Genomic DNA, 22,143 nt, shown 5'->3' with positions numbered 1-22,143 from the left:
GTTGCGGGAGGTGCGGGGGCCGGTGTTGCCCGGTGGGGTGGCGTTGGTGGTCGGGGGGATGGCCCTGGCCGCCTGGGCGGCCGTGCTCTGGTGGGCGGGGGCGCTGCCCCCGGCCCTGGTGGCGGCGTTCGGGGCCGAACCCCGCCCGTACACCGGGCTGCGCGCCTACCACTGGCCCCCGCTCGCCCTCCTCGGAACCCTCGCCCTGCTCGCCCTCGGCGGCCTCGGCCGCGGCAGGACCGGCCACGCGTGGGTCCTGACCCTCTTCGGCCGCTACCGCGGCACCGTCCGCCGCGCCGGCCTGCTCTGGGTCAGCCCGCTCCTCCTGCGCCGCCGCGTCGACGTCCGCATCCGGCACTGGCGCAGCGACCCCATGCCCGCCGTCGACGCCGGCGGCCTCGCCCTCCGCGTCGTGGTCCACGTCGTCTGGCAGGTCAAGGACACCGCCCGCGCCACCCTGGCCGTGGCCGACCACACCGCGTACCTCGCCGAACAGGTGGAGTCGACCATGGCCCGGGTCCTCTCCCAGCTCCCGGCCGACGCCTTCCACCAGGACGGCCCCACCCTCCGCGACGCCGAGGCCGTCGGCGAGCGCCTCACCCGGATGCTCGCCGCCGAGACCGAGGCGGTCGGCATCGAGGTCTACTCCGCCCAGCCCACCCGGATCGAGTACGCCCCCGAGGTCGCCGCCGCCATGCAGCGCCGCCGCGTCGCGGCCCTCGACGCGCAGCACCGCGACAGCGTGCTCACCTCCGTCGTGGACGCCGTCGACGACACCGTCAACCGCCTCACCACCCGCGGCCTGGTCGAACTCGACGACTACGAACGCAAGGCGCTCGTCAAGGACCTGACCGTCGCCTTCTACACCGGCCGCTCCGAGTAGCCCGCCCACCTGTATGGACAACGTCAACGGCCGTCAATAACCTGGGACTTGGTCTAGACCTGACCCGACTCGACCCAGCGCGCGCTCTCCGAACTCCCCCCACGTTCAAGGAGCATCATGCGTAACACCCGTACCGCCAGACGGGCCGGCGCCGCCGCGCTCGGTCTCGGCGTCGTCGCCGGCATATCCCTGGCCGTCGCGCCGAGCGCCAGCAGCCACGGCTACACCGACACCCCCATCAGCCGCCAGAAGCTCTGCGCCAACCGCGCGGTCGCGGACTGCGGGCCCATCCAGTGGGAGCCGCAGAGCGTCGAGGGGCCCAAGGGCTTCCCGGCCGCCGGCCCGGCCGACGGCCGGATCTGCTCCGCCGGCCTCGGCCAGTTCGCCCAGCTCGACGACCCGCGCGGTGGCGCCTGGCCGGCCACCAAGGTCACCAGCGGGCAGAGCTACAGCTTCCGGTGGCAGTTCACCGCCAACCACTCCACCACCGACTTCAAGTACTACGTCACCAAGAACGGCTGGGACCCCACCAAGCCGCTCACCCGCTCCGCGCTGGAACTCCAGCCCTTCCTCACCGTCACCTACAACGGCGCCCGCCCGCCGATGACCACCACGCACCAGGGCACCCTGCCCTCCGGCAAGTCCGGACGGCACCTGATCCTGGCCGTCTGGACCATCAACGACACCGGGAACGCCTTCTACGCCTGCTCGGACGTACAGTTCTGACCGTTCAGTTCTGACGAGGTGTCAGCTAGCCTCCGCGCATGGCCATGTCCGCACCAGCCACCGTCGCGGAGCTCGTCACCCGCCAATGGGGGGACCACCGGCCCGGGCTGCGGCACGGCGACGACGTCGTGCTCAGCCACCACCAGGTCGCCCAGGAGGCCGCCGTCCGCGCCGCGCTGCTGGGCGACCAGCTTCCGCGCGGCGCGGAACCGCACGTGGGGGTGCTGCTCGACAACACTCCCGACTTCCCGTTCTGGCTCGGCGCGGCGGCCCTCTCCGGGGCCGCCGTCGTCGGGATCAACCCCACCCGCCGGGGCGCCGAGCTGGCCCGCGACATCCTCCACACCGACTGCCGGATCCTGGTCACCGAGCGCGCCCACCTGCCGCTGCTCGACGACCTCGACCTGCCCGGCGTCCAGGTGCTGGTCACCGACGGCGCGGAGTACGCCGGCCTCCTCGCCCCGTACGCCGGCGCGAGCCCGTCGGACGTGATCCGGCGCCGCCGGCCCGGGCCCGGCGACCGGATGCTGCTCTACTTCACGTCCGGGTCCACCGGCGCACCCAAGGCCGCCATCCGCACCCAGGGCCGGCTGGCCGCCGCCGGGGACGTCCTGGCCCGGCGGTTCTCGGTCGGCCCCGACGACGTCCACTACATCTGCATGCCCCTGTTCCACGGCAACGCCGTCATCGCCGACTGGCTCCCCGCCCTCGCCGGCGGCGCCGCGGTCGCGCTGCGCCGCAGGTTCTCCGCCTCCGCCTTCCTGGACGACGTACGACGGCACGGTGCGACCTACTTCACGTACGTCGGCCGGGCCGTGCAGTACCTGCTGGCGACCGAGCCCCGCCCCGAGGACCGCGACCACCGCCTGCGCCTCGGCTTCGGCACCGAGGCGGGGCCGGTCGACGCCGCCCGGTTCGCCGAGCGGTTCGGGGTGCCGCTGGTCGAGGGCTACGGCGCCACCGAGGGCGGGGCCTCGGTCCAGCTCACCCCGGACACCCCGCCCGGCGCGCTCGGCCGGCCGGGCCCCGGCGACGACCTGGCCGTGGTCGACCCGGGGACCGGCGCCGAGTGCCCGCCGGCCCGCTTCGGCGCGGGCGGGCGGCTGCTCAACGGGGACGAGGCCATCGGCGAGCTGGTCAACCGGGGCCGCAGCCAGTTCGAGGGCTACTGGCGCAACCCCGAGGCCGAGGCGGCCCGCACCCGGGACGGGCTGTACTGGACCGGCGACCTGTTCTTCCGCGACGCCGACGGGTTCCTCTACTTCGCCGGCCGCGCCGACGACCGGCTCCGCGTGGACAGCGAGAACCTGGCCGCCGCGATGATCGAGAACATCCTCGCCCGCTGGTCACGGGCCTCCGCGGTGTGCGTCTACGCCGTTCCCGACGAGGTGGCGGGCGACCAGGTGATGGCCGCGCTGGCGCTGCGCGACGGGGCCCGCTTCGACCCGGACGCCTTCGCCGCGTTCCTGGCGGTCCAGCCGGACCTCGGCACCAAGATGGCCCCGCGCTACGTCCGGGTGGTCCCGGCCATGCCGGTCACCGGCACCAACAAGATCCACCGGGTCGCCCTGCGCCGGGCCGGCTTCACCGGCCACCCCGACCCGGTCTGGTGGCGCCCGCCCGGCGCCCCGGCCTACCGGCCCCTGACCGGGCGGGACCGCGCCGCCCTGCTGGCCGCGTACGCCGCCCACGGGCGCGCCGGGCTGCTGGAGCGCTGAGGCGGGGTGGTCACGAGCACCCCTCGGGACCAGGTAGTATTTTCTCTGTCAGCAGGCGCCGCTAGCTCAGTTGGTTAGAGCAGCTGACTCTTAATCAGCGGGTCCGGGGTTCGAGTCCCTGGCGGCGCACCGACGGAAGAAGCCCCCCTTCGCGAGAAGGGGGGCTTCTTCGTGTGCGCCCCGGGTTCCTGTGCGCCCCGGTTCGGGTGCGCCCCGGGGCGGGGCGGCCGGCCTAGAGCGTCAGCGACAGCAGCAGGGGCGCCGCCTTGCGGTTGAGGGTGTCGGCCGCCGCCCGCAGCCGGTGCGCGTGCTCGACCGGCATCGACAGGGCCAGGCAGCCCACCGAGGCCCCGGCCGTGATCGGCACCGCCGCGCAGACCGTGCCCACCGCGTACTCCTGGAGGTCCAGTACCGGCACGGTGGCCGGCTGCGAGTCCAGCTTGGAGAACAGGATCCGCTCGTTCACGATCGTCTTGGAGGTCAGCCGAGCGATCTTGTGCCGGGACAGGTGGTCGCGCCGCCCGTTGATGTCGAGCTGCGTCAGCAGGCACTTGCCCACCGCGCTGGCGTGCGCGGCCGACCGGAAGTCCACCCACTCGTGCACCTTCGGGGTCCGCGGGCTGTCCGCGAACTGGGTGATCTTGACCTCGCCGTCCACGTACCGGCTGATGTAGACCGCCGCCCCCACGGAGTCCCGCAGCCGGTCCAGGGTCTCCTGGAGCTTCTTGTGCAGGGCCTGCTGCCGGTCCGCTCCCGAGCCGAGCAGGACCAGCGAATCGCCCATGGCATAGGCGCCGTCGGAGACCTCGACGACGTACCCCTCGCGCCGCAGCATGAGGAGCATCGGGGCGAGGTGCACCGCGGGCAGGCCGGTTTCGCGGGCGATCTGTACATCGGTCACGCCGCCCGCGTGCCGTCCGATCGTTTCGAGTACGCGCAGGGCGTACTGCACCGAGTGGAACGGCGCGGTCGGCTCGGGCTTCAGCGCCACGGTTTCCCCCTAGCAGGTTGTTACCGCTTGCCCTACCACGATAGCCATCAAGAGGCGCATGTGGAGCGCCTGTTGATGAGATTGATGGCTCAATCAAGCCGCCCGGCCAGTAGCTGTTCCAGTGGCATATTCCCCTGTCATGGGCCGTGTCCCGGAGTGACGGGAATGCCCGAGCGTTGCCCATCGTTCGATCTCTTCGTACAGAGATAGCAGTCCGTACGAGGGACGACGTTGCGTACGGAACACCACGCACAGCCACCGTACCGGGGGCACGGCCGAGGAGGGCGACGATGAGCGAGACCGGGGACCGGATCCGCGGGACGGTCCGAGGGACGGCACCCGTCCCGCTGTCCGTACTGGACCTGGCCACCGTGGGCAGCGGCAGCACCTCCTACGACGCCCTGCGCACCAGCGTGGCCCTGGCCGAGCTGGCCGAGGCCCGCGGCTACGAGCGCCACTGGGTGGCCGAGCACCACTCCATGCCGGGCGTCGCCAGCTCCGCCCCCGCGGTGATCCTCGCCCACCTCGCCGCCCACACCTCCCGGATCCGCCTCGGCTCGGGCGGGGTCATGCTGCCCAACCACGCCCCGCTGGCCGTCGCCGAGCAGTTCGGCACGCTGGAGGCCCTCGCTCCGGGCCGGATCGACCTCGGGCTCGGACGGGCCCCGGGCACCGACGGCCGCACCGCCGCCGCGCTGCGCGGGCCCGGGCGGCTGGACGAGGCCGCCGACGAGTTCCCGCGGCGCCTCGCCGAGCTCACCCGCTTCCTCGACGACGACTTCCCCGACGCCCACCCCTACGCCCGGGTGCACGCCGTACCCGGCCCGGTGCAGGGGCCGACCTCGCGGCCGCCGCTGTGGCTGCTGGGCTCCTCGGGGTTCAGTGCGCGCCTGGCCGGGGAGCTGGGGCTGCCCTTCGCCTACGCCCACCACTTCTCGGCGGCGGGCACCCTGCCCGCGCTCGACCTGTACCGGGAGAGCTTCCGCCCGTCCGCCGTGCTCGACGCCCCCTACGCCGTGATCGGCGTCTCGGCGCTCGCCGCCGACACCGCCGAGGAGGCCCGGGCCCAGGTGCGCGCCGGCGCGCTGGGCATGCTCCGGCTGCGCTCGGGCCGGCCCGGGCTGGTGCCGACGCCGGAGGAGGCCGCCGCGTACCCGTACTCACCGCTGGAGCGGGAGTTCATCGACAGCTGGCTCGCCACCATCGTGCACGGCACCCCCGACGAGGTCCGTACCGGGCTGGACGACCTCGCCAAGCGGACCGGGGCGGACGAGCTGATGCTGACCTCCAGCGCGCACAGCGGGGCCGCGCGGCTGCGCTCGTACGCGCTCGTCGCAGATGCGTACGGGATGCCCTCGGAGGCGCCCGCGGGAGGTCCCGCCGAGGGGGTCTGACGCCGTCGGCGGACGATGAACGGGGTTTGGCTGGTTTGTTGCCGAAACCTTGCGCCGAGGTTCCTCAAGACAGTCTTAAACCGCTCGTCACCCGGGGTGGCGGGCGGTTTCTGATGTGCGCTCAGGCCTCTGACTTGGGAAATTCGGTCACGAGTGGTCTAGTCCTTCTTTCCGGCTGTTCGGCTCCGAACCATTGACGCGCCCGTTACGTGATCGCTAACACTTCTCCCACCCGGGCCGTCACCTCCTCCCCACTCCCTCCCCGGAGGTTGTTCATGCACTTCCGTAAACCCCTCGTCGCGGCCGCCGCCACGGCCGCGCTGGCCGCCGGAGCGCTGGCCTCGTTCGCGAGCCTCGGCACCGCCCAGGCCGCGTCCGCCGGAACCACCGTCTCCGCCGCGGCCGGCGGAGTGCGCATCGCCTATTACGACCAGTGGAGCGTGTACGGGAACGCCTTCTATCCCAAGCACCTCGACACCCGGGGCATCGCCGGCAAGCTGGACGTCATCAACTACTCGTTCGGCAACATCCACCCCACCAACCTCACCTGTTTCGAGGCCAACAAGGCGGCGGGGGACGACAACAACCCCAACGCCGGTGACGGTGCGGGCGACTCCTTCGCCGACTACCAGAAGTCCTTCTCCGCGGCGGACAGCGTCAGCGGGGTCGCCGACAAGTGGGACCAGCCCATCATGGGCGTCTTCAACCAGTTCAAGCAGCTGAAGGCCAAGTACCCGCACCTCAAGATCAACATATCGATCGGCGGCTGGACGTACTCCAAGTACTTCCACGACGCGGCACTCACCGACGCCAGCCGCAAGAAGTTCGTCAGCTCCTGCATCGACCAGTACATCAAGGGCAACCTGCCGGTCGAGGGCGGCTTCGGCGGTCCCGGCACCGCGGCGGGCATCTTCGACGGCATCGACATCGACTGGGAGTACCCGGGCTCGGAGGGCGGCCACCTCGGCAACCACTACGGCCCCGAGGACAAGGCCAACTTCACGCTCCTGCTGAAGGAGTTCCGCGAGCAGCTCGACGCGTACGGCGCGGCCAACGGCGGCAAGAAGTACCTGCTCACCGCGGCCCTCCCGGCCGGCCAGGACAAGATCAAGCACATCGAGACCGACAAGGTCGGCGCGTACCTCGACTACGCGAACATCATGACGTACGACATGCACGGCGCCTGGGACGGCGACGGGCCGACGTACCACCAGTCCCCGCTGCTGGACTCGCCCGCCGATCCGACCGACGTGATCGCGCCCGGCACCCAGAAGTACGGCATCAAGAACGCCGTCGACTCCTGGCTCGACGGCAACCCGGCCTACGGCATCGCCGGCGGTTTCCCGGCGAACAAGCTGACGCTGGGCTACGAGTTCTACTACCGCGGCTGGAAGGGCGTCCCGGCGGGCACCACCCACGGTCTCGCCCAGCCCGCGACCGGCGGCTCAGCCGCCCGGCCGCTCAGCCAGCAGGCGGGCATCGCGTACTACAAGGAGCTCGGCGGCATCGTCGACAACCCGGCGACCACCTTCTGGGACGACCAGGCGAAGTCCTCGTACTTCTCCAAGGACGGCGAGTTCTTCACCGGCCTGAACCAGAAGTCGGTCCAGGCCCGCGTCGACTACGGCAAGAGCCGCGGCCTGGCGGGCGCGATGATGTACTCCCTGCTCGGCCTGGACGACAAGGCCACGCTGCTCAACCAGATCTCGGACGCCCTCGGCGGCACCACGCAGCCGCCGACCACCCCGCCGACGACGCCGCCGACCACTCCGCCGACGACGCCTCCGACCACCCCGCCCACCACGCCCGGCGCCTGCGTCAACCCGGCGTACACCGCGGGCACGGTCTACACCGGCGGCAGCCTGGTCTCGCACAAGGGCCACACCTGGAAGGCCAAGTGGTGGACGCAGAACGAGGAGCCCGGCACCACCGGTGAATGGGGCGTCTGGCAGGACCTCGGCGCCTGCTGATCTCCCCCCACCCCGCGCCGAGCGGCGGGCCGCCCCCGACTCCTCCCGAGGAGCGGGGGCGGTTCCGTCACGCGGCGCGGCCGCAGGCCCGGGCGGGCCCGGCCCGGGTGTTCTGTCCGGGAGGTGGTGGACGGGTGAGTCAGCTCTCGACCGACACCCGTGATCAGCTCTGCGTCTCCTCGCGGCGTCCCGCAGCGGCCGCATCGGGCAGGACGAGCAGCTTGCCGGTGGTACGCCGAGCCTCCAGATCGCCGTGGGCCCGGGCGGCCTCGGACAGTGCGTAGCGGCCCGTCACGGTGACCTCAATGGCCTTGGAGCGCACCCACTCGAACACGTCGGCGGCCCGTCGGAGCAGTTCGGACCGATCGGCGATGAAGTCCCCGAGGCTGGGCCGGATCAGCGTCAGCGAACCGCCGCGGGCGAGCCGCATCGGATCGAACGGCGGCACGGCACCGCTGGCCGCGCCGAAGAGCACGAGATGGCCGCGGGTTCGCAGGCTGGCGAGGCTCGCGTCGAAGGTGTGCGCGCCCACGCCGTCGAAGACGACCGGCAGTCCCTGACCGCCGTTGAGCCGCCTCACCTCGGCTGCGAGATCGTCGACCGCGGAGGAAAGGATCACCTCGGCGGCCCCGGCACGCTTCGCCAGCTCGGCCTTCGCCGTGGTCGACGTCGTGCCGATCACCCTGCCGCCGAGATGGGTGATGAGCTGGGTCAGAAGCAGCCCCGTGCCACCGGCGGCCGCATGCACGAGCACCGTGTCGCCCCCCTGGACCGGGTAGGCGTCCTTGACGAGATAGTGCGCGGTCATGCCCTGGAGGAGCACGGCGGCGGCCGTCTCGAAGTCGATGTCGTCGGGCAGCGGCACCAGCCGGGAGGAGTCCACGACGGCCCGCTCGGCATACGTGCCGGGAATCTCCACCCAACCGACCCGGTCCCCGACCGCGACGTCAGCGACGCCGGGTCCCACTTCGACGACCGTGCCGGCGCCCTCGGTGCCCGGGGTGAAGGGCAGCGGGAGGCTGTACCGGCCCTCGCGGTGGTAGACGTCGAGGAAGTTGACCCCGGATGCGGCGACCTCCACGACCGCCTCGCCCGGACCCGGCCGCGGCTGGTCCACCTCGGCCTCCTGCAGTACCTCGGGACCGCCCACTGCGTACACCTGAATCGCTCGCATGACCCCTCCAAGTCGGCTCGTCCACCACCAACCCCGTTGCCGGCGATCCGATTCCCCCGGGTCCGGGACAGGAGAGCGCCTAGCCGGACGAGGTGCGGGCGCGGATCATCTCCGCGATGCGCTCCGGGGCCACCGCACGCGAGTACAGCCAGCCCTGGCCGGTGTCGCAGCCCACCCGGCGCAGCCGGGCCGCCTGGCCGGCGGTCTCCACGCACTCCGCGGTCACGGTCAGCCCGAGCCGGTGCGCGAGCTGCACCAGGGCCTCGACGATGGTCTCGTCGGCCGGGTTGGGGTGCGTACCGCCCTCGTAGCGGAAGCCGCGGACGAAGGAGCCGTCCAGCTTGAGCACCGAGACCGGCAGCCGGCTGAGGTAGGCGAGGTTGGAGTAGCCGGTGCCGAAGTCGTCGATGGCGATGCGCACGCCCATGTCGCTGAGGGCCTGGAGGGCCTGGAGCGGGCGGCCCGCCGAGCCCATGACCGCCGACTCCGTGAGCTCCAGCTGGAGCAGCTGCGGGGCCAGCCCGGTGTCGGCGAGGATCTCCGCGACGTCACCCACCAGGTCGGAGTCCCACACCTGGCGGACGGCCACGTTCACCGACACGAAGACCGGCGAGTCGCTCGGGTGCTCGATCTGCCAGCGGCGGGCCTGCCGGCAGGCGGTACGCAGCACCCATTGCCCCAACTGGACGATGGACCCGTCCTCTTCGGCAATTCCGATGAACCGATTCGGCGTCAGCGTGCCGAACTGCGGGTGGTTCCACCGCACCAGGGCCTCCACCCCGCGCACCGCCCCGGTCTCCAGGTCCACCAGCGGTTGGTACTCCAGCGCGAACTCGCCCCGGTCCACCGCCGGCCGCAGCGTGGACGACAGGGCCTGCCGGGTCATCCGGTGGGCGTTGCGCTCGGGGTCGAACAGCGTCCAGCGGGCCTTGCCGTCCGCCTTCGCCCAGTACAGCGTGGTGTCGGCGGCCTGCATCAGGCCGGTCGCCGAGGTGCCCTCGGCCACCCGCTCGACCACGCCGATCGAGGCGGAGACCGACAGCCGCTGCCCGGCCAGTTCGAACGGCTCCTGGATCGCGGCGAGTACCGCCCGGGCCAGGTCGACCAGTTCCTCGGTGCCCGTGGAGTCCTCCACCAGCAGGGCGAACTCGTCCCCGCCGAGCCGGGCCACCAGGTGGCCGCCGGTGCGCCCGTAGCCGGACTGGTCGGCGCACTGGGTCAGCCGGGCCGCGACCGCCGTCAGCAGCCGGTCGCCCACCCGGTGGCCCAGGGTGTCGTTGACCGCCTTGAACCCGTCCAGGTCCAGGTAGCACAGCCCGATCCGGCCGGTGCCCCCGCGCTCGTACGAGGAGGCCTCCAGCGCGGCGGACAGCCGCTCGAAGAACAGCGCCCGGTTGGGCAGCCGGGTCACCGGGTCGTGCATCTGCAGGTGCCGCAGCCGCGCCTGGAGGTCGCGCCGGTCGCTGACGTCCGCGACCGACAGCAGGACGTCGTGGGTGCCGGGTACGGGCCCCAGGGTGACCTCGGTCCACACCGAGTGCCCGTCGGGGTGCTTGAGCCGCCGGGTGCAGCGCAGTCGCGCCTGCCGGCCGCGCAGCACCTCGCGGTACGCCTGCCAGGTGCGCGCCTCCGCGGCGAGGTCGACCAGGTCGGCCGCCTGCTGCCCGAGCAGCGAGTGCGGGGCCGTGCCCAGCAGGGACGCCAAGGCGTCGTTGACGGCGACGACGGAGCCGTCCCGGTCGACGAGCGCCATGGCGAGGTGGGCGGCGGCGAACGCGGCCCGGAAGTCCCGTGGTTCACCACCGGCCCCGGTCGGGTCGGCCCTTTCGGTCGGCTCGGCGCGCCCGGTCGGGTCGGCCTTCCCGGTCGGCTCGGCGCGCCCGGAAGGGGCAGCCGGTACCGGAGTGTGACGCTCAGTAGTGGTCGGGCGGATGCTGTCGGCCGCCGAACCGGTTCCCTCGGAGGTTCCGCCCACCGCTCGCTCCCGCATTCTCGTGATGTCCGCGCAGGAAAGTGTGCCGATCATAGAGGCTGCCGCAAGGCCCTATCCAGCGGCGTCGCCGTGCCGTGCGCCGCACTTCGTGCGTGTGACGGTTCGGCCGGATGTCCCCGCCCGATCGTTTCTGCACAGCTCTGAGCATGCGGCAGCGGCACCTGATCCCGTGTGATCGGTCGTGACGTTGTGTAGGCGCACTCGTGAAGCGCGCGGGTCAGCGCCGTGCCGCGCGGTCACTCGCGTGGGGCAGCGGAACAGGACATATGACATGCAATCACCCCAAGGTGGAGGAGTCAGCCCATAAGCCCCCACCGGAGGTCGATGTGCCGCGACAGCAGACACCCGTGGGAGTGGACCGCTCCCCCCTGCGCAGCACCGCCGCGGCCCTCACCTCCCTCACGGCGCTCGCCGCCATGTCGCTCGTCGCCGGCCCCGCCGTGGCCGACTCGGGGGCCGGTCCGTGCGCCCTGACCCGCACCTCGGCGCACCATTCGCTCGGCCTGGACACCTGGAACAGCTCCTACCCCCGGCCCGTGCGCACCCTGAACGCGGTCATGGTCTTCCTGTCCTTCCCCGACTCCCGGCCGCGCGCCACGCCGCAGCAGATCACCGCCGACTACTTCCCGGCCACCAGCGACTTCTTCGAGCGCGCCTCGTACGGCAAGTTCCGGCTGGCCCCGCACCCGCAGGCGCAGTGGGTCCAGATGCCCAAGCGCTCCACCGCGTACCGGATACAGCGCGACTGGGCGCCCGAGGACCGGGCCGCGTACCTGCGCGACGCCGTCGCCACCGCGGACCGGGCGGTGGACTTCTCGGCGTACGACGTCGTCTACTTCGTGGCCGACCCGGACGCGCCCGGCGTGGACTCCGACGCCACCAAGGTCGTCAACTTCGACCGGCCCCTCCGCGCCGACGGCACCGAGCTGCGGCGGATCGTCACGGTGTTCGAGCGCCATCCGCCGGACCGCAACGTGCTGGCGCACGAGACCGGCCACGTCTTCGACCTGCCCGACCTCTACCACCGGCCGACGGACGGCAAGGGCGACTGGGACACGTACGTGGGCGACTGGGACGTCATGGGCAGCCAGTTCGGCATGGCCCCGGACCTGTTCGCCTGGCACAAGTGGAAGCTCGGCTGGCTCGGCCCCGAACAGGTGGACTGCGTCCGCAGCGGCACCTCCCTGCACACCCTCCAGCCCCTCGGCGAGGCCCCCCGGCCGGGTGGCAGCGGCGGCACCCGGCTGGCGGTCGTACGGACCGGCCGGGACAGCGCGATCGCGGTGGAGGCGCGGGGCTCGGCCGGCAACGACGGGGACACGTGCACCGAGGGCGTCCTGGTCTACCGCGTCCGCAACGAGGCCGCGTCGGGCGGCGGCCCGATCGAGGTGCTGGACGCCCACCCGGACACCGAGGCCTGCTGGGACCGCTCGGTGTACCCGCCGCTGGCGGACGCACCGCTGGAGGTCGGCGAGAGCTTCACGGTGCCGGGGGAGCGGATCCGGATCGAGGTGGCGGACCGGACCCAGTCCGGGGCGTACACGGTGAAGATCACGACCTGATCCGCTGCCGGCCCCGCCCCGCCCCGGGGCGCACACGAAGAAGCCCCCCTTCTCGCGAAGGGGGGCTTCTTCCGTCGGTGCGCCGCCAGGGACTCGAACCCCGGACCCGCTGATTAAGAGTCAGCTGCTCTAACCAACTGAGCTAGCGGCGCCTGCTGACGTCGTAGACATTAGCATCCCCGTCGGCGGAACGAAAAATCGATATCCGCAGGTCCGTGCCCGGCCCTGGCTCTGGCCCGGCGCCTGGCCCCGTGGCCCCGCCTGCGTCCCGCCGCGGGGCCGGTCCTGCGCCTGGCTCCGGGCCGCCCGGACGCACGCCCACAGCAACGCGTCCGCGCCCGGCAGCCACGGCCGCCGGGCGTCCGGGGCCACCAGCCAGCGGGCGGGGCCCGCTGCGGCGGTCAGCGGGGGCACGGTGACCGCGTCACCGCGGCCGTGGCACAGCGGCGTCGGCACGGCGTCCGCCCACTCCTCCCAGTCCAGCAGCGACGGCAGCCGGTGGGCGGTCCCCACGGAGGCGAAGAGCAGCATCCGGCCGCGGTGCACGGCGACCGGCCCCGAGCCCGGGCCCTCGCTCCAGAGCAGGTCCAGCATCCGGCGGCCGAGGACGACGGGCACGTTGACGATGTCGAAGGCGGTGCCGCACGGCAGGACGGCCGGGGCGGTGGGCCGGGCCTGCCAGAGCGCGAGCGTGCTGCGCGGGTACGGCGCCGCCGAGGCGAGCCAGGCCGCGCCCTGCGGGGTGACGTGGGTGGCGGCTGCCGTGTCGCCGGTCCCGCGGGCGGGGCAGCCGGTGTCCGTCGTCGTCATCGTCGGCATCGTCGTCATGCCGTCCTGTCTACCGGGCGTACGCAACCGGTTCCGCGGAGTTACCGGAAACGGGTACGCGGCGGGGCGGCGAGGAGTATCGTGCGCCGCGCATATGCCCGGGCCCCGGGCGGAAGGGTCCGTCCGGGGCCCGGGCCGGCCGTGCGACCGGGTCGGCCGCCGCGCCGTACGTCGCTCACTCGGGTTCGGTGGCGCCCCGCTGGAGCTCCACGCCGAACTCGACCATCTTGCGCGCGTAGTCCTCGGTCCACTCCGCCTGCTCGGCGATGTCCGCGAGGGGGAGGCGGTCGAACCGGCTGGGGTCCGCCAGCTGGGCCGCCCCCAGGGCCTGGAACTCCACCGCACGGTCGTGCGCGGCCCGGAAGGCCAGGGTCAGCTCGGTGGCACGCGTCAGCAGCTCCCGCGGGTCCTCGATCGACTCCAGGTCGAAGAAGTGCTCCGGGTCCGCGGCAGCCTCCGAGGGCTCGAAGAGCAGCGGCGCGGGCCGCAGCCTCCGCTCGGTCCGCTCGGGTTCTGCCATGCGTGTCCTCCTGGTGCTCGCGCGTACGGGAATCCGGGCCAGTACGGGAATCCGGGCCACCCTCCATTGTCCAACGGCGCGCAAGAGCGCCCGGGGGTGGTGCCCGCCGGCGGGCTCACGCCCTCCCGGCCGTCCGTCAGGCGGAGACGGTCGGCTCCTGCGCGGCCAGCTTGGCGAGCTCGTCGAGCAGCGCGGTGACCTCGTCGGTCAGGCCCTCGGGCGCGGTGAAGCCGCCCTCGCCGACCAGGGCGTTGATGCCGGCCACGGCCGGGCTGTGCTCGGCGGTGCGGCAGCCCAGGCGGGCGAGCACGGGACGCAGCATGGTGGCGGCCGGGGCGCCGCCGGTGGGGCCGGCGCTGTAGGTGAGCAGGCCGACCGGCTTGTCCTTCCACTCCGCGTAGAGGTAGTCGACCGCGTTCTTCAGCGGGGCGGAGAAGCCGCCGTTGTACATCGGCATGACGAACAGGACCGCGTCGGCTGCACCGACCGTGGCGCTCCAGTCGCGGGTGTGCTGGTGGACGTACGTGCCCGAAGCGGCCGGCTCCGGCTCGTCGAGCAGCGGCAGGGCGATCTCGGCGAGGTCGGCCGGGACCGGGGAGAAGCCGTCGTGGGCGCGGGCGGTCTCGGTGACCCAGGCGGCGAGCGGACGGCCGAGGGAGGTGGGGCGGGTGCTGGTGGACAGGACGAGCAGGCGCGGCATGATCAGGTTCCTCCGAAGCGGCCTAGTAGATCATTCGCCCGTATCCAATCACGCAGCTTTCGTGCCCGTCCCGGGTCCACCGGGCCCCGACCTCCCGGAACCATGAACTCCGCCCCGGAACCGTGAACTCCCCTGCCGGAACCATGAACTCCGCCCCTCTCGCCCTCCTACGGCCGCCAGCCCACGCGGTGTTCGGCGAGGTGGGCGAGCACGGCGTGGTTGGCCTCCCAGCCGTCCGGGAACTTCACCGTCACGCCCAGTTGGACCGGCTCCGTCTCCGGGTGTTCGTCCAGGAGTTCCGGGATGCCGGCGCGGGCCACGACCACGCAGGCGTGCCGGTGGCGGGAGGCCAGGACGCACAGGCGGCCCGTCTCCAGGTGGAACGCCGTCGCGTCCGGCCGGCCCGACAGGGGGTGCAGGACGACCGTGAGGTCGTACTCGCGGCCCTGGAGGCGGTTGGCGGTGTCCACGGTGACCCCCGTGACCCCCAGCTCCGCCAGCGCCGCGCGGACCGCGGCGGCCTGGTCGCGGTGGGCCGTGCCGACCGTGATCCGGTCCGCCGTCATCGGCCGCGCCGCCGGGGACTGCTCGTCCCGGGTGAACGCCCCGCGGTCCAGCGCCCGCCGGACCACCAGCGCCACCGCCCGGACCGCCTCCGGGTCCGTCCGCGGCGTGTGCCGGGCCGGCAGCTCCAGCAGCCCCCAGCCGGCCTCCGCCGCCTCGTCCAGCACCCGGTCCGGCCCCGACCCGTCCGAGGGGACCCCGTACGACAGCACCCGCTCGCCCGGCCCGGTCCCGCTGCGGAACGGCGTGTACGGGTAGAAGGCGCCCGAGACCAGCGGGGCCGCCGAGGCCGGCAGCCGCCAGGACACCGGCAGCCGGTGCTGCGGCAGCCCCGGGTTGTGGGCCAGCAGCGTCGACACGGCCGACGCGGACGGGTCGTACGACAGCCCGGCCCACTGCTCGGCCCCCACCACGCTGAACGGGTCCAGCTGCCCCGGATCGCCCACGAACAGCGCCCGTTCGAACAGCCCGGCCACGGCCAGCAGCGCGTCCGAACGCATCTGGTACGCCTCGTCGACGATGGCGTGCTCCCACGGCTCGACGTGCTGCGTGTGCGCCCACTTGGCCGCCGTCGAGATCACCACCGGCAGCTCCGCCAGATCGCCCGGCTTGGCCGACAGGGTGACCGAGGCCAGCTCCCGCAGCGCGGGATCGTAGGCGTCGCCCTCGCTGCTGTGCAGCCGGCCGACCCGGAGCTCCGGGTCCTTGTCGGCCAGCCGCAGCACCAGGTCGTCCACCTGGGCATTGGTCTGCGCCACGATCATCAGCCGGCGGCCGGCCGCCGCCAGCTCCCGCGCGGCGCGCACCACCAGCGTGGACTTGCCGGCGCCCGGCGGGGAGTCGACGACCACACCGCGCTCGGTGCCGTGCAGGGTGTCGTGCAGGATCGCGTCGGTGGCCCGGGCGGCGGCCGCCCCCGGGTCGAACGCCGTCGCGGACGCGGGGGCCGACGCGGAGGTCGGGGCAGGCTTCACAGGAGGTCCTCGTCGGTCACGGCGTCGGCGGCGGCCCCGGCGGAGCCCGCCCCGGGCGGCCCGCCATGGGTCCACGGCGTCGCTTCGGGCTCGGGCAGCCGCGGCCCGCCCCGGGCATCGTGCTCGAACAGCGTCCAGCAGATCCGGTCGCCCTTCTCCGGCACGGTGCCCGGCTCGGGCTCCCGGCCGCGGCCCATCCTGTCCAGCAGGCGCAGCACGAGCTGCGCCCCCTGCCCGTCGTGCCCGCCGGCACCGGCGTCCCCGGGGCGGGCGGCCCCGAGGTACCCGACGAACGCGGCGGCCTGGGTCTTGCCGTCCAGCACCCGGTACACCTTGCCGCCACCGGTCTCGGCCAGCTGCGGCACGTCCTGCGTGGACACGGTCACCAGCGGGCGCGGGCTGGGCCGCTTGGAGTCCGTCCACTCCATGACCACCTCGGTGACCTCCCCCTCGAACGCCTCGCCCGACAGCCGCCGGCCCGCCATCACCAGCGGGTCGTCCAGCGCCTCCTGGGCGTCCAGCCGGGCCTGCTCGGTCTCCCGTACGGCGAGCTTCTGCGCGGCGGTCACCGCGTCGTCGCGGCGCGGCTGCGGCGGCTCGCCCGCCCGGACCCGGTCCCGGTGGCCGGTGAAGGACCAGCGGTCACGGGTCCAGCGCTGCTCGGTCCGCTCGCCCGGCGGCAGGGCGCGCAGCAGGTCGAGCGCCCGCCAGACCGCCCGCCAGGTGTCCGCCATCTGCTCGGCGACCAGCCGCCGCACCTCCTCCTCGGCCCGCCGCACGGGCTCGGCGTCCCGGCTCCGGCCGCCCGCCCGGGCGGCGTCGTACGCGGCCATGGCCGGGGCCAGCAGCTTGTTGTCGAAGGCGGGGTCGGTGGCCGGGCCGGCCGGCGGCACCAGCAGCAGGCCCCGCTCGTCCCGGGCCAGCTCCGCCCGTACCGCCCGCTCGGCACCCGACTCGCCCGGCGGCGGAGCGATCCACTCCAGCAGCGCGGCCAGGTGCTGGTCCTCCAGGCTGCTCTGCCCGGTCGCCCAGTGCCGGGAGAGCAGCTCGGTGGCGGACAGCAGCATCGAGGAGCCGGGCACCCGCGACCGCTCGGCGAGGTGCGTGAACCAGCGTCCGAGCAGCGGCACCTGGGTCGGCGCCGGATACGGATGGTCCGGATCCTCCTCGGCCGTGCGCCGGAACCGCATCGACCGCCCGAGCAGCCGTACGTACTCGATCCCGGCCCGGCTGGGCACGATCAGCTGCGGCGCGTCCACGCACAGCTCGGTGGCGACCTTGACCCGCTTGCCGCTCTCCGGGTCGGTCTCGGTCCGCTCGGCCGGCTCCACCACGTCCAGGAAGCCGTCCAGGTACGGCATCACCTCGGCCGCGAGCTCGGCCAGGAACTCCCAGCGCAGGTCGCGGTCGCGCGGCTGCGACACCACCAGCACCCGCGGCGCGTCCCGGTCGGTGCCGACCATGGCCCCCAGCGGCGCCCCGGCCTCACCGGCCGTCGTCAGCGGCACGAACACCAGCGGCCGGTCGCCCAGGTGCCGGTGCCGTACGGTCGCCAGCGGCCGGGCGCGCCCCGCGCGGACGGCCTCCAGCCGGGCCAGCGTGCTCAGCAGGGGCATGCGGGGGCCTCCTGGGCCTCGTACGGCGGGCGGGCGGCCGCGGTCTCCAGGGCCTCGGCGCGCAGCCGGGCGGCCCGGCGCAGTGCCACCGCGGTCGGATCGTCGGTGGGGTCGTGGCCCTCGGCGGCGGCCAGGGCCGCGCCGACCGTGGTCAGCGCGCCCAGCTCGCCCCGCACGGACCGGCCGAGCGCCCCCACCGCGTCCGCGGCGCGCGCCTGCTGCCGGCAGTGGAACGCCAGCTCGCACGCGGCCAGGCACTCGGGCGCGTAGGCGGCGCCGACGGCCGCCACCGCCTCGGTCAGCTCCTCGGCGGGCCGGGCCGGGTCGAAGCTCAGCCCCTCGGGGAGGGCGGCGGCCAGCTCCTCGACCCGGGCCAGCCGGTCGAGCTGGCGCCGGGTGACCGCGCGCTGCTTGCGGACGTCCATGACGGCGGCGGCGGGCAGGTTGGAGAAGTCCTTGGGGCACACCAGCAGGGCCAGGTGGCCGACCGTGGCGGCCGGCAGCAGCGCGGCGGTCTTCTCCAACGCCAGCACGTAGACGGCGGCCTGCCGGGCCGCGGCGCCGACCTTGGCCGGGTCCGCCGCGCCGTCGATCATCGGGAAGGACTTGATCTCGACCACGGTCCAGCGTCCGTCGGGATGCACCACGACGGCGTCCGGCTCCAGATAGGCCGGGGTGCCCGCGACCTCCAGCGCCAGCATCGGGTGCTCCAGCAGGGTCCAGCTGCCGGCCGCCGTCGCCTCGCGCAGCGCCAGCGCCGTCCGGGCCGCCCGGCCCTCGGGGCCCGCGGCCGTCAGGTCCGGCACGGGCGCGTCCCGGCCCGGCGGCGGGCAACCCGCGCCCAGCCGCTCGTGCACCAGCCGCAGCAGGTCCGCCCCGCCGTCGCCCTTGACCCTGGCCTCGAAGGAGTTGCCGCGGATCAGCGCGAACTGCGACTGGCCGAAGGCGGAGGGCGTGCCGAGGGCCGAGGCCAGCGCGGTCTTGTCCACGCCGGCCCCGTCGAGGAGGGCGCGTCTGCCGCAGCCGGGGTTGGCGGCGAGCGCCGCCAGCGCGCGGGCGTCGAGCGGCCGGGGCGGGACCGCGGGGCCGCGCAGGTCCGCGAGCCGCTGCCGGAGTGTCGTCGTCTGCGGGGGAACGCTGGGCGGGTAGGAGCTCACCCGCGGAAGTGTCCCATCCGCCACCGACAACCGGGGGGCCCTGGCGGAAAACGAGCAGGCCGGCCCGCCGACCGACCGTACGGGGTACCCGCTGTTCATGTGATGGATGATGGTCGGACGACCCCACGGGTGAAAATCCGACCGACCGGGAGAATCTGACATGTCCCCCCGCATCCTGCTCGCCCGCCACGGGCAGACCGCCTGGTCGCTGTCCGGCAAGCACACGGGCCGCACGGACGTGCCGCTGCTCGACGAGGGCCGGCTCGGGGCGAAGCTCCTCGGTGAGCGCCTGGCCCGGGACCCCTGGCGGGGGCTGCCCGGCGTGGAGGTCCGCACCAGCCCGCTGGCCCGCGCGAGCGAGAGCTGCGAGCTGGCCGGCTTCGGGGTCCGGGCCGAGCCCTGGGACCTGCTGATGGAGTGGGACTACGGCGACTACGAGGGCATGACCCCCGCCGAGATCCAGGCCGTCCGCCCCGGCTGGCTGATCTGGCGCGACGGGGTCCCCGGCGGCGAGTCGGTCGCCGACGTCGCGGCCCGCGCCGACGAGGTCGTGGCCTGGGCCCGGTCGTCCGAGCGCGACGTCCTGGTCTTCGCCCACGGCCACATCCTGCGCACCCTGGCCGCCCGCTGGCTCGGCCTGGACGCCTCCTTCGGCGCCCGCATCCGCCTGGACCCCACCTCCCTGTCGGTCCTGGGCTGGGCCTACGGGGCCCCGGCCCTGGAACGCTGGAACGACACCGGGCACCTGGACGCGTAGCGGCCGGGAGCCGGGCCGGGGCTCGGGCCGGGCCGCGGCTCGGGCCGGGCCGCGGCTCGGGCCGGGCCGGGCGGCGTACGGACGGGGGTCAGACCGTCGCGTGGCGGTCGAGGAAGGTGGAGACCCGGGGGGAGCGCTGGTGCGGGACCAGGGTGCGGGCGGTGTCCGCGAGCATCGAACGGACCCGGGTGGACTGCACCTCGGCGAGCAGGTCCAGCACCCGGCCGCCGGCCCCGGCCGCCTCCTCGGGCGCGCCCGCCCGGGCCAGGTGCCCGGCGAGCTCGGCGGTGTAGAGGGCCACGTTCCGGGCGAAGTGCGCCTCCTGGAGGTCGGCGGCCCGCCGGGCGTGCCGGGCGGCCTTTCCGTGCGCGCCCAGCAGCGCCCAGCAGCCGGCCTCCAGCGACTCCAGCTCCGCCTCGCCGAAGAACGTCATCCACTCGGGGTCGGCCGCGCTCGCCCCGCGCGCGAAGTGCCGGTGCGCCCGGCCGAGCGCCTCCTCGCAGGAGGAACGGTCCGCCAGCCCCGCCCAGCCCCCGGCCTCGCGCAGGCACAGCAGTGACAGCAACCGCGCCGAGCCCAGCCCCTTGGCCGCCCGCTGCCCGGCCTGCGCGGCGCGCACCGCCTCGCGCGGGCGGTCGCAGTCCCGGGCCAGGAACGCGGTGTTGCAGAAGGCGTGCGCCTCCAGCCCCGCGTCCCCCGAGACCCGCGCCGTGGCGAGCGCCTCCGCGTAGTGCGAGCGGGCGTCGCCGAACCGGCCCGAGTCGTGCGCCAGCCACCCCACCGACAGGGCCAGTTCCCCGGCGCCCGCGTGCAGCCGGTCCTCGGTGGACTGCCGGGTGGCCCCGGCGTCCAGCAGGGCGTAGGCCGCGCGCAGTGGTTCGGCGGCCGTGCGGTAGAGGGCGTCCGCGCCGTGCCGGTCGTCGAGCAGCCGGATCCGGCGTACGGCGTCCTCCACCGCCGCGGCCTCGTTCTCCCCGGCCCGGGCCGGGATCCGGCGCTGGTCGCCGAGCAGGCTGAAGGTGAGGGTCGCGGCGCGGCCGCGGACCGCCTCGCGCGGGGAGAAGCCGAGGTCGGCCAGGGTGCGGCCGGGGAACATGTGCAGGAAGACCCGCTCGTAGGCGTAGTTGGGACAGCGGATCTCGCCCGACTCGACCCGGCCGATGTAGCGGGCGTCGCAGGAAACCGTTTCTCCGATCTCCCGCGCGGCCCTGCGCACCAGGGCGGCGAACTCGGCGGGCGAGTGCGCTCCGCGCAGTTGCCGGAACGACGCGTTGGGCGTGTGGGGGGACGCCGCCATGACGTGGCCTCTCCGGTGAGGAATGCCGGTGGCTGGTGGGGGAACCGGCGCGCATGAACGTACCGCCAGGGCCGGGTGGCGGATGCGGTGTTTGGCTACAAAACGGATATCTCACCCGTGATCCGCCATGAACTGCCATCCTTTGCGGCGTCGTTGCGCCGCCACCGTTGACGTTCGCGCGCGTTGAACCATGCGGAGTCGAGCATCGGGGAGAACGAGGAGGGGTTCCCTTGTCGGAGGGCGGTATGGAGAGCAGTGGAACGAGCACCGCGGCCGCGCCGGCGCCGCCCGTGCCCCTGTCCGGGGCGTCCCCGGCCCCGGACCTGGTGACCGTCCCCACCCGACAGGGGCTGGAGGCGGTGGACATCATCCGCCGCGGCGCCCCCACCCTCGCCGGCGGTGTGGGCCCCGTCCTGCACGACGGCTCGGACGACACCCTCGGCTTCCTCGTGCCGGCGGGCACCGCCGACGGCTGGGACCTGCCGGGCAGCGCCTGTACGCAGACCAACGGCCGCGGTATGCGCTTCGGCGACGCCCCCGCCGCGGGCACCACCACCGGCTGGCTGCTGCCCCCGGAGGGGGACGGTCCGCTGACCGACCCCGAGGTGCTCCGGGCGGCGCTGGGCGAGGCGGCCCGGCTGATCGAGGCGGCGGACAACTGCCGATGAGGCTGCCCGGCGGGGCGGGCTCGGCTGCGGCCCCCCTCCACCTCTGGCCCCGACCTGGCGCAGAAACGATTCGTCAGCGGAACACCGACGGCGGCGGCGCCGGCGAGGCCACCGCGGTCGCGTCCTTGACCGGTGCCGCGCCCCCGGCGAAGTCGGCCAGTTCCCGCCCGTGCAGCACCCGTCCCGGATGCGGGTCGCCCGCCACCCGCCGGGTGAACTCGGCCACCGGTAGCTCCTGGTCGGCGGCCACCAGCACGGCATTGCCGAAACGTTTCGCCCGAAGCACCACCGGGTCCGCCGCCAGGGCGAGCTGCCCGAACCGGGCCGCGGCCGTGGCGATCTGCCCCCGCAGGTGCGTCAGCGGCGGCCCGTCCGCCAGGTTGGCCACGTACCACCCGGTGGGCGCCAGCGCGCGCCGTACGTCGTCCAGGAACTCGGTGCTCGTCAGGTGCGCCGGGGTGCGCGCCCCGCCGAACACGTCCGCGATCACCACGTCCGCCCACCCTTCGGGCACCTTGGCCAGCCCCGCCCGCGCGTCGGCGGTACGGACCCGGACCCGGGCCTGCGGATCCAGGGGCAGGTGCTCCCGTACGAAGGCCACCAGCCCGGCGTCGATCTCCACGACCTGCTGGTTCGACCGGGGCCGGGTCG

Annotated in this window: 19 protein-coding genes and 2 tRNA genes; 9 read left to right on the top strand and 12 right to left on the bottom strand. The window is 74.1% G+C overall.

Annotated features, from left to right (window positions below):
* The 4 genes from EF918_RS16545 to EF918_RS16530 all read left to right on the top strand — a co-directional run.
* On the top strand, positions 1 to 883 hold an 883-nt coding region (locus tag EF918_RS16545; RefSeq protein ID WP_125646352.1), incomplete at its 5' end, for an SPFH domain-containing protein.
* A gap of 117 nt (positions 884 to 1,000) precedes the next feature.
* Positions 1,001 to 1,609, top strand: a complete 609-nt coding sequence (locus EF918_RS16540; RefSeq protein WP_125646350.1) for a lytic polysaccharide monooxygenase — start codon at positions 1,001 to 1,003, stop codon at positions 1,607 to 1,609.
* Between the two features lie 44 nt (positions 1,610 to 1,653).
* Positions 1,654 to 3,327 (top strand): AMP-binding protein, encoded by a 1,674-nt coding sequence (locus EF918_RS16535; RefSeq protein ID WP_125646356.1) that lies wholly within the window; start codon positions 1,654 to 1,656, stop codon positions 3,325 to 3,327.
* A 55-nt stretch (positions 3,328 to 3,382) separates the two neighbouring features.
* Positions 3,383 to 3,456: transfer RNA gene (locus EF918_RS16530), tRNA-Lys, on the top strand.
* A 103-nt stretch (positions 3,457 to 3,559) separates the two neighbouring features.
* Here EF918_RS16530 and EF918_RS16525 read toward each other — a convergent pair.
* On the bottom strand, positions 3,560 to 4,318 hold the full coding sequence (locus EF918_RS16525; RefSeq protein ID WP_125646348.1) for an IclR family transcriptional regulator: 759 nt from the start codon (positions 4,316 to 4,318) through the stop codon (positions 3,560 to 3,562).
* 290 nt (positions 4,319 to 4,608) lie between these two features.
* Between EF918_RS16525 and EF918_RS16520 the strand changes: the two genes are divergently transcribed.
* Entirely contained in the window at positions 4,609 to 5,712 is a 1,104-nt protein-coding gene (locus EF918_RS16520) for an LLM class flavin-dependent oxidoreductase (RefSeq protein WP_125646346.1), read from the top strand.
* 275 nt (positions 5,713 to 5,987) lie between these two features.
* The gene (locus EF918_RS16515; protein WP_125646344.1) at positions 5,988 to 7,682 is read left to right on the top strand and encodes a glycosyl hydrolase family 18 protein; all 1,695 of its coding nucleotides are present in this window, start codon (positions 5,988 to 5,990) and stop codon (positions 7,680 to 7,682) included.
* Between the two features lie 163 nt (positions 7,683 to 7,845).
* On the opposite strand, the gene EF918_RS16510 is transcribed toward EF918_RS16515, so the two are convergent.
* Positions 7,846 to 8,856, bottom strand: a complete 1,011-nt coding sequence (locus EF918_RS16510) for a quinone oxidoreductase (RefSeq protein ID WP_125646342.1) — start codon at positions 8,854 to 8,856, stop codon at positions 7,846 to 7,848.
* 79 nt (positions 8,857 to 8,935) lie between these two features.
* The gene (locus tag EF918_RS16505; protein WP_125646354.1) at positions 8,936 to 10,846 is read right to left on the bottom strand and encodes a bifunctional diguanylate cyclase/phosphodiesterase; all 1,911 of its coding nucleotides are present in this window, start codon (positions 10,844 to 10,846) and stop codon (positions 8,936 to 8,938) included.
* Positions 10,847 to 11,175: 329 nt separating this feature from the next.
* On the opposite strand from EF918_RS16505, the gene EF918_RS16500 reads away from it, so the two are divergent.
* On the top strand, positions 11,176 to 12,411 hold the full coding sequence (locus tag EF918_RS16500; protein ID WP_125646340.1) for a M6 family metalloprotease domain-containing protein: 1,236 nt from the start codon (positions 11,176 to 11,178) through the stop codon (positions 12,409 to 12,411).
* A gap of 78 nt (positions 12,412 to 12,489) precedes the next feature.
* Here EF918_RS16500 and EF918_RS16495 read toward each other — a convergent pair.
* From EF918_RS16495 to EF918_RS16465, 7 genes are all read right to left on the bottom strand, one after another.
* Positions 12,490 to 12,563, bottom strand: a tRNA-Lys gene (locus tag EF918_RS16495).
* Positions 12,541 to 13,221, bottom strand: a complete 681-nt coding sequence (locus EF918_RS16490) for a bifunctional DNA primase/polymerase (RefSeq protein WP_260610267.1) — start codon at positions 13,219 to 13,221, stop codon at positions 12,541 to 12,543. The genes EF918_RS16495 and EF918_RS16490 overlap by 23 nt, the downstream gene beginning before the upstream one ends.
* Before the next feature lie 193 nt (positions 13,222 to 13,414).
* Positions 13,415 to 13,759, bottom strand: a complete 345-nt coding sequence (locus tag EF918_RS16485; RefSeq protein ID WP_125646338.1) for a hypothetical protein — start codon at positions 13,757 to 13,759, stop codon at positions 13,415 to 13,417.
* Between the two features lie 136 nt (positions 13,760 to 13,895).
* A complete protein-coding gene (locus EF918_RS16480) occupies positions 13,896 to 14,459 on the bottom strand; it encodes an NADPH-dependent FMN reductase (protein WP_125646336.1) in 564 nt (187 codons plus the stop codon).
* 167 nt (positions 14,460 to 14,626) lie between these two features.
* The gene (locus EF918_RS16475; protein WP_125646334.1) at positions 14,627 to 15,997 is read right to left on the bottom strand and encodes an AAA domain-containing protein; all 1,371 of its coding nucleotides are present in this window, start codon (positions 15,995 to 15,997) and stop codon (positions 14,627 to 14,629) included.
* Positions 15,994 to 17,613 carry a hypothetical protein gene (locus tag EF918_RS16470; RefSeq protein WP_125646332.1) on the bottom strand — a complete coding sequence of 540 codons (1,620 nt, stop codon included), beginning with the start codon at positions 17,611 to 17,613 and terminating at the stop codon, positions 15,994 to 15,996. The genes EF918_RS16475 and EF918_RS16470 overlap by 4 nt, the downstream gene beginning before the upstream one ends.
* Positions 17,601 to 18,770, bottom strand: coding sequence for a hypothetical protein (locus tag EF918_RS16465; RefSeq protein ID WP_125646330.1), 1,170 nt, complete (start codon positions 18,768 to 18,770; stop codon positions 17,601 to 17,603). The genes EF918_RS16470 and EF918_RS16465 overlap by 13 nt, the downstream gene beginning before the upstream one ends.
* Before the next feature lie 160 nt (positions 18,771 to 18,930).
* Between EF918_RS16465 and EF918_RS16460 the strand changes: the two genes are divergently transcribed.
* Entirely contained in the window at positions 18,931 to 19,527 is a 597-nt protein-coding gene (locus EF918_RS16460; protein WP_125646328.1) for a histidine phosphatase family protein, read from the top strand.
* Between the two features lie 88 nt (positions 19,528 to 19,615).
* On the opposite strand, the gene EF918_RS16455 is transcribed toward EF918_RS16460, so the two are convergent.
* Complete coding sequence (locus EF918_RS16455; RefSeq protein ID WP_125646326.1) at positions 19,616 to 20,824, bottom strand: tetratricopeptide repeat protein; 1,209 nt, start codon at positions 20,822 to 20,824, stop codon at positions 19,616 to 19,618.
* Positions 20,825 to 21,069: 245 nt separating this feature from the next.
* Here EF918_RS16455 and EF918_RS16450 point away from each other — a divergent pair, with 245 nt between their 5' ends.
* Positions 21,070 to 21,492, top strand: coding sequence for a hypothetical protein (locus EF918_RS16450; protein ID WP_125646323.1), 423 nt, complete (start codon positions 21,070 to 21,072; stop codon positions 21,490 to 21,492).
* 73 nt (positions 21,493 to 21,565) lie between these two features.
* Here the strand turns inward: EF918_RS16450 and EF918_RS16445 are convergent.
* Positions 21,566 to 22,143, bottom strand: a 578-nt coding sequence (locus tag EF918_RS16445; RefSeq protein ID WP_185921765.1) for a spermidine synthase, incomplete at its 5' end; no start/stop codon positions are given.

This window comes from Streptomyces sp. WAC06614 (genome assembly GCF_003949795.1).
Classification (GTDB): Bacteria; Actinomycetota; Actinomycetes; order Streptomycetales; family Streptomycetaceae; genus Streptomyces.
This window is presented reverse-complemented; position numbering and strand designations above follow the sequence as displayed.

Coding starts and splice junctions, on each gene's coding strand:
- EF918_RS16460 (WP_125646328.1), top strand. CDS start 18,931: ATGTCCCCCCGCATCCTGCTCGCCCGCCACGGGCAGACCGCCTGGTCG.
- EF918_RS16510 (WP_125646342.1), bottom strand. CDS start 8,856: ATGCGAGCGATTCAGGTGTACGCAGTGGGCGGTCCCGAGGTACTGCAG.
- EF918_RS16520 (WP_125646346.1), top strand. CDS start 4,609: ATGAGCGAGACCGGGGACCGGATCCGCGGGACGGTCCGAGGGACGGCA.
- EF918_RS16480 (WP_125646336.1), bottom strand. CDS start 14,459: ATGCCGCGCCTGCTCGTCCTGTCCACCAGCACCCGCCCCACCTCCCTC.
- EF918_RS16535 (WP_125646356.1), top strand. CDS start 1,654: ATGTCCGCACCAGCCACCGTCGCGGAGCTCGTCACCCGCCAATGGGGG.
- EF918_RS16485 (WP_125646338.1), bottom strand. CDS start 13,759: ATGGCAGAACCCGAGCGGACCGAGCGGAGGCTGCGGCCCGCGCCGCTG.
- EF918_RS16455 (WP_125646326.1), bottom strand. CDS start 20,824: ATGGCGGCGTCCCCCCACACGCCCAACGCGTCGTTCCGGCAACTGCGC.
- EF918_RS16450 (WP_125646323.1), top strand. CDS start 21,070: ATGGAGAGCAGTGGAACGAGCACCGCGGCCGCGCCGGCGCCGCCCGTG.
- EF918_RS16505 (WP_125646354.1), bottom strand. CDS start 10,846: ATGCGGGAGCGAGCGGTGGGCGGAACCTCCGAGGGAACCGGTTCGGCG.
- EF918_RS16490 (WP_260610267.1), bottom strand. CDS start 13,221: ATGACGACGACGGACACCGGCTGCCCCGCCCGCGGGACCGGCGACACG.
- EF918_RS16470 (WP_125646332.1), bottom strand. CDS start 17,613: ATGCCCCTGCTGAGCACGCTGGCCCGGCTGGAGGCCGTCCGCGCGGGG.
- EF918_RS16515 (WP_125646344.1), top strand. CDS start 5,988: ATGCACTTCCGTAAACCCCTCGTCGCGGCCGCCGCCACGGCCGCGCTG.
- EF918_RS16540 (WP_125646350.1), top strand. CDS start 1,001: ATGCGTAACACCCGTACCGCCAGACGGGCCGGCGCCGCCGCGCTCGGT.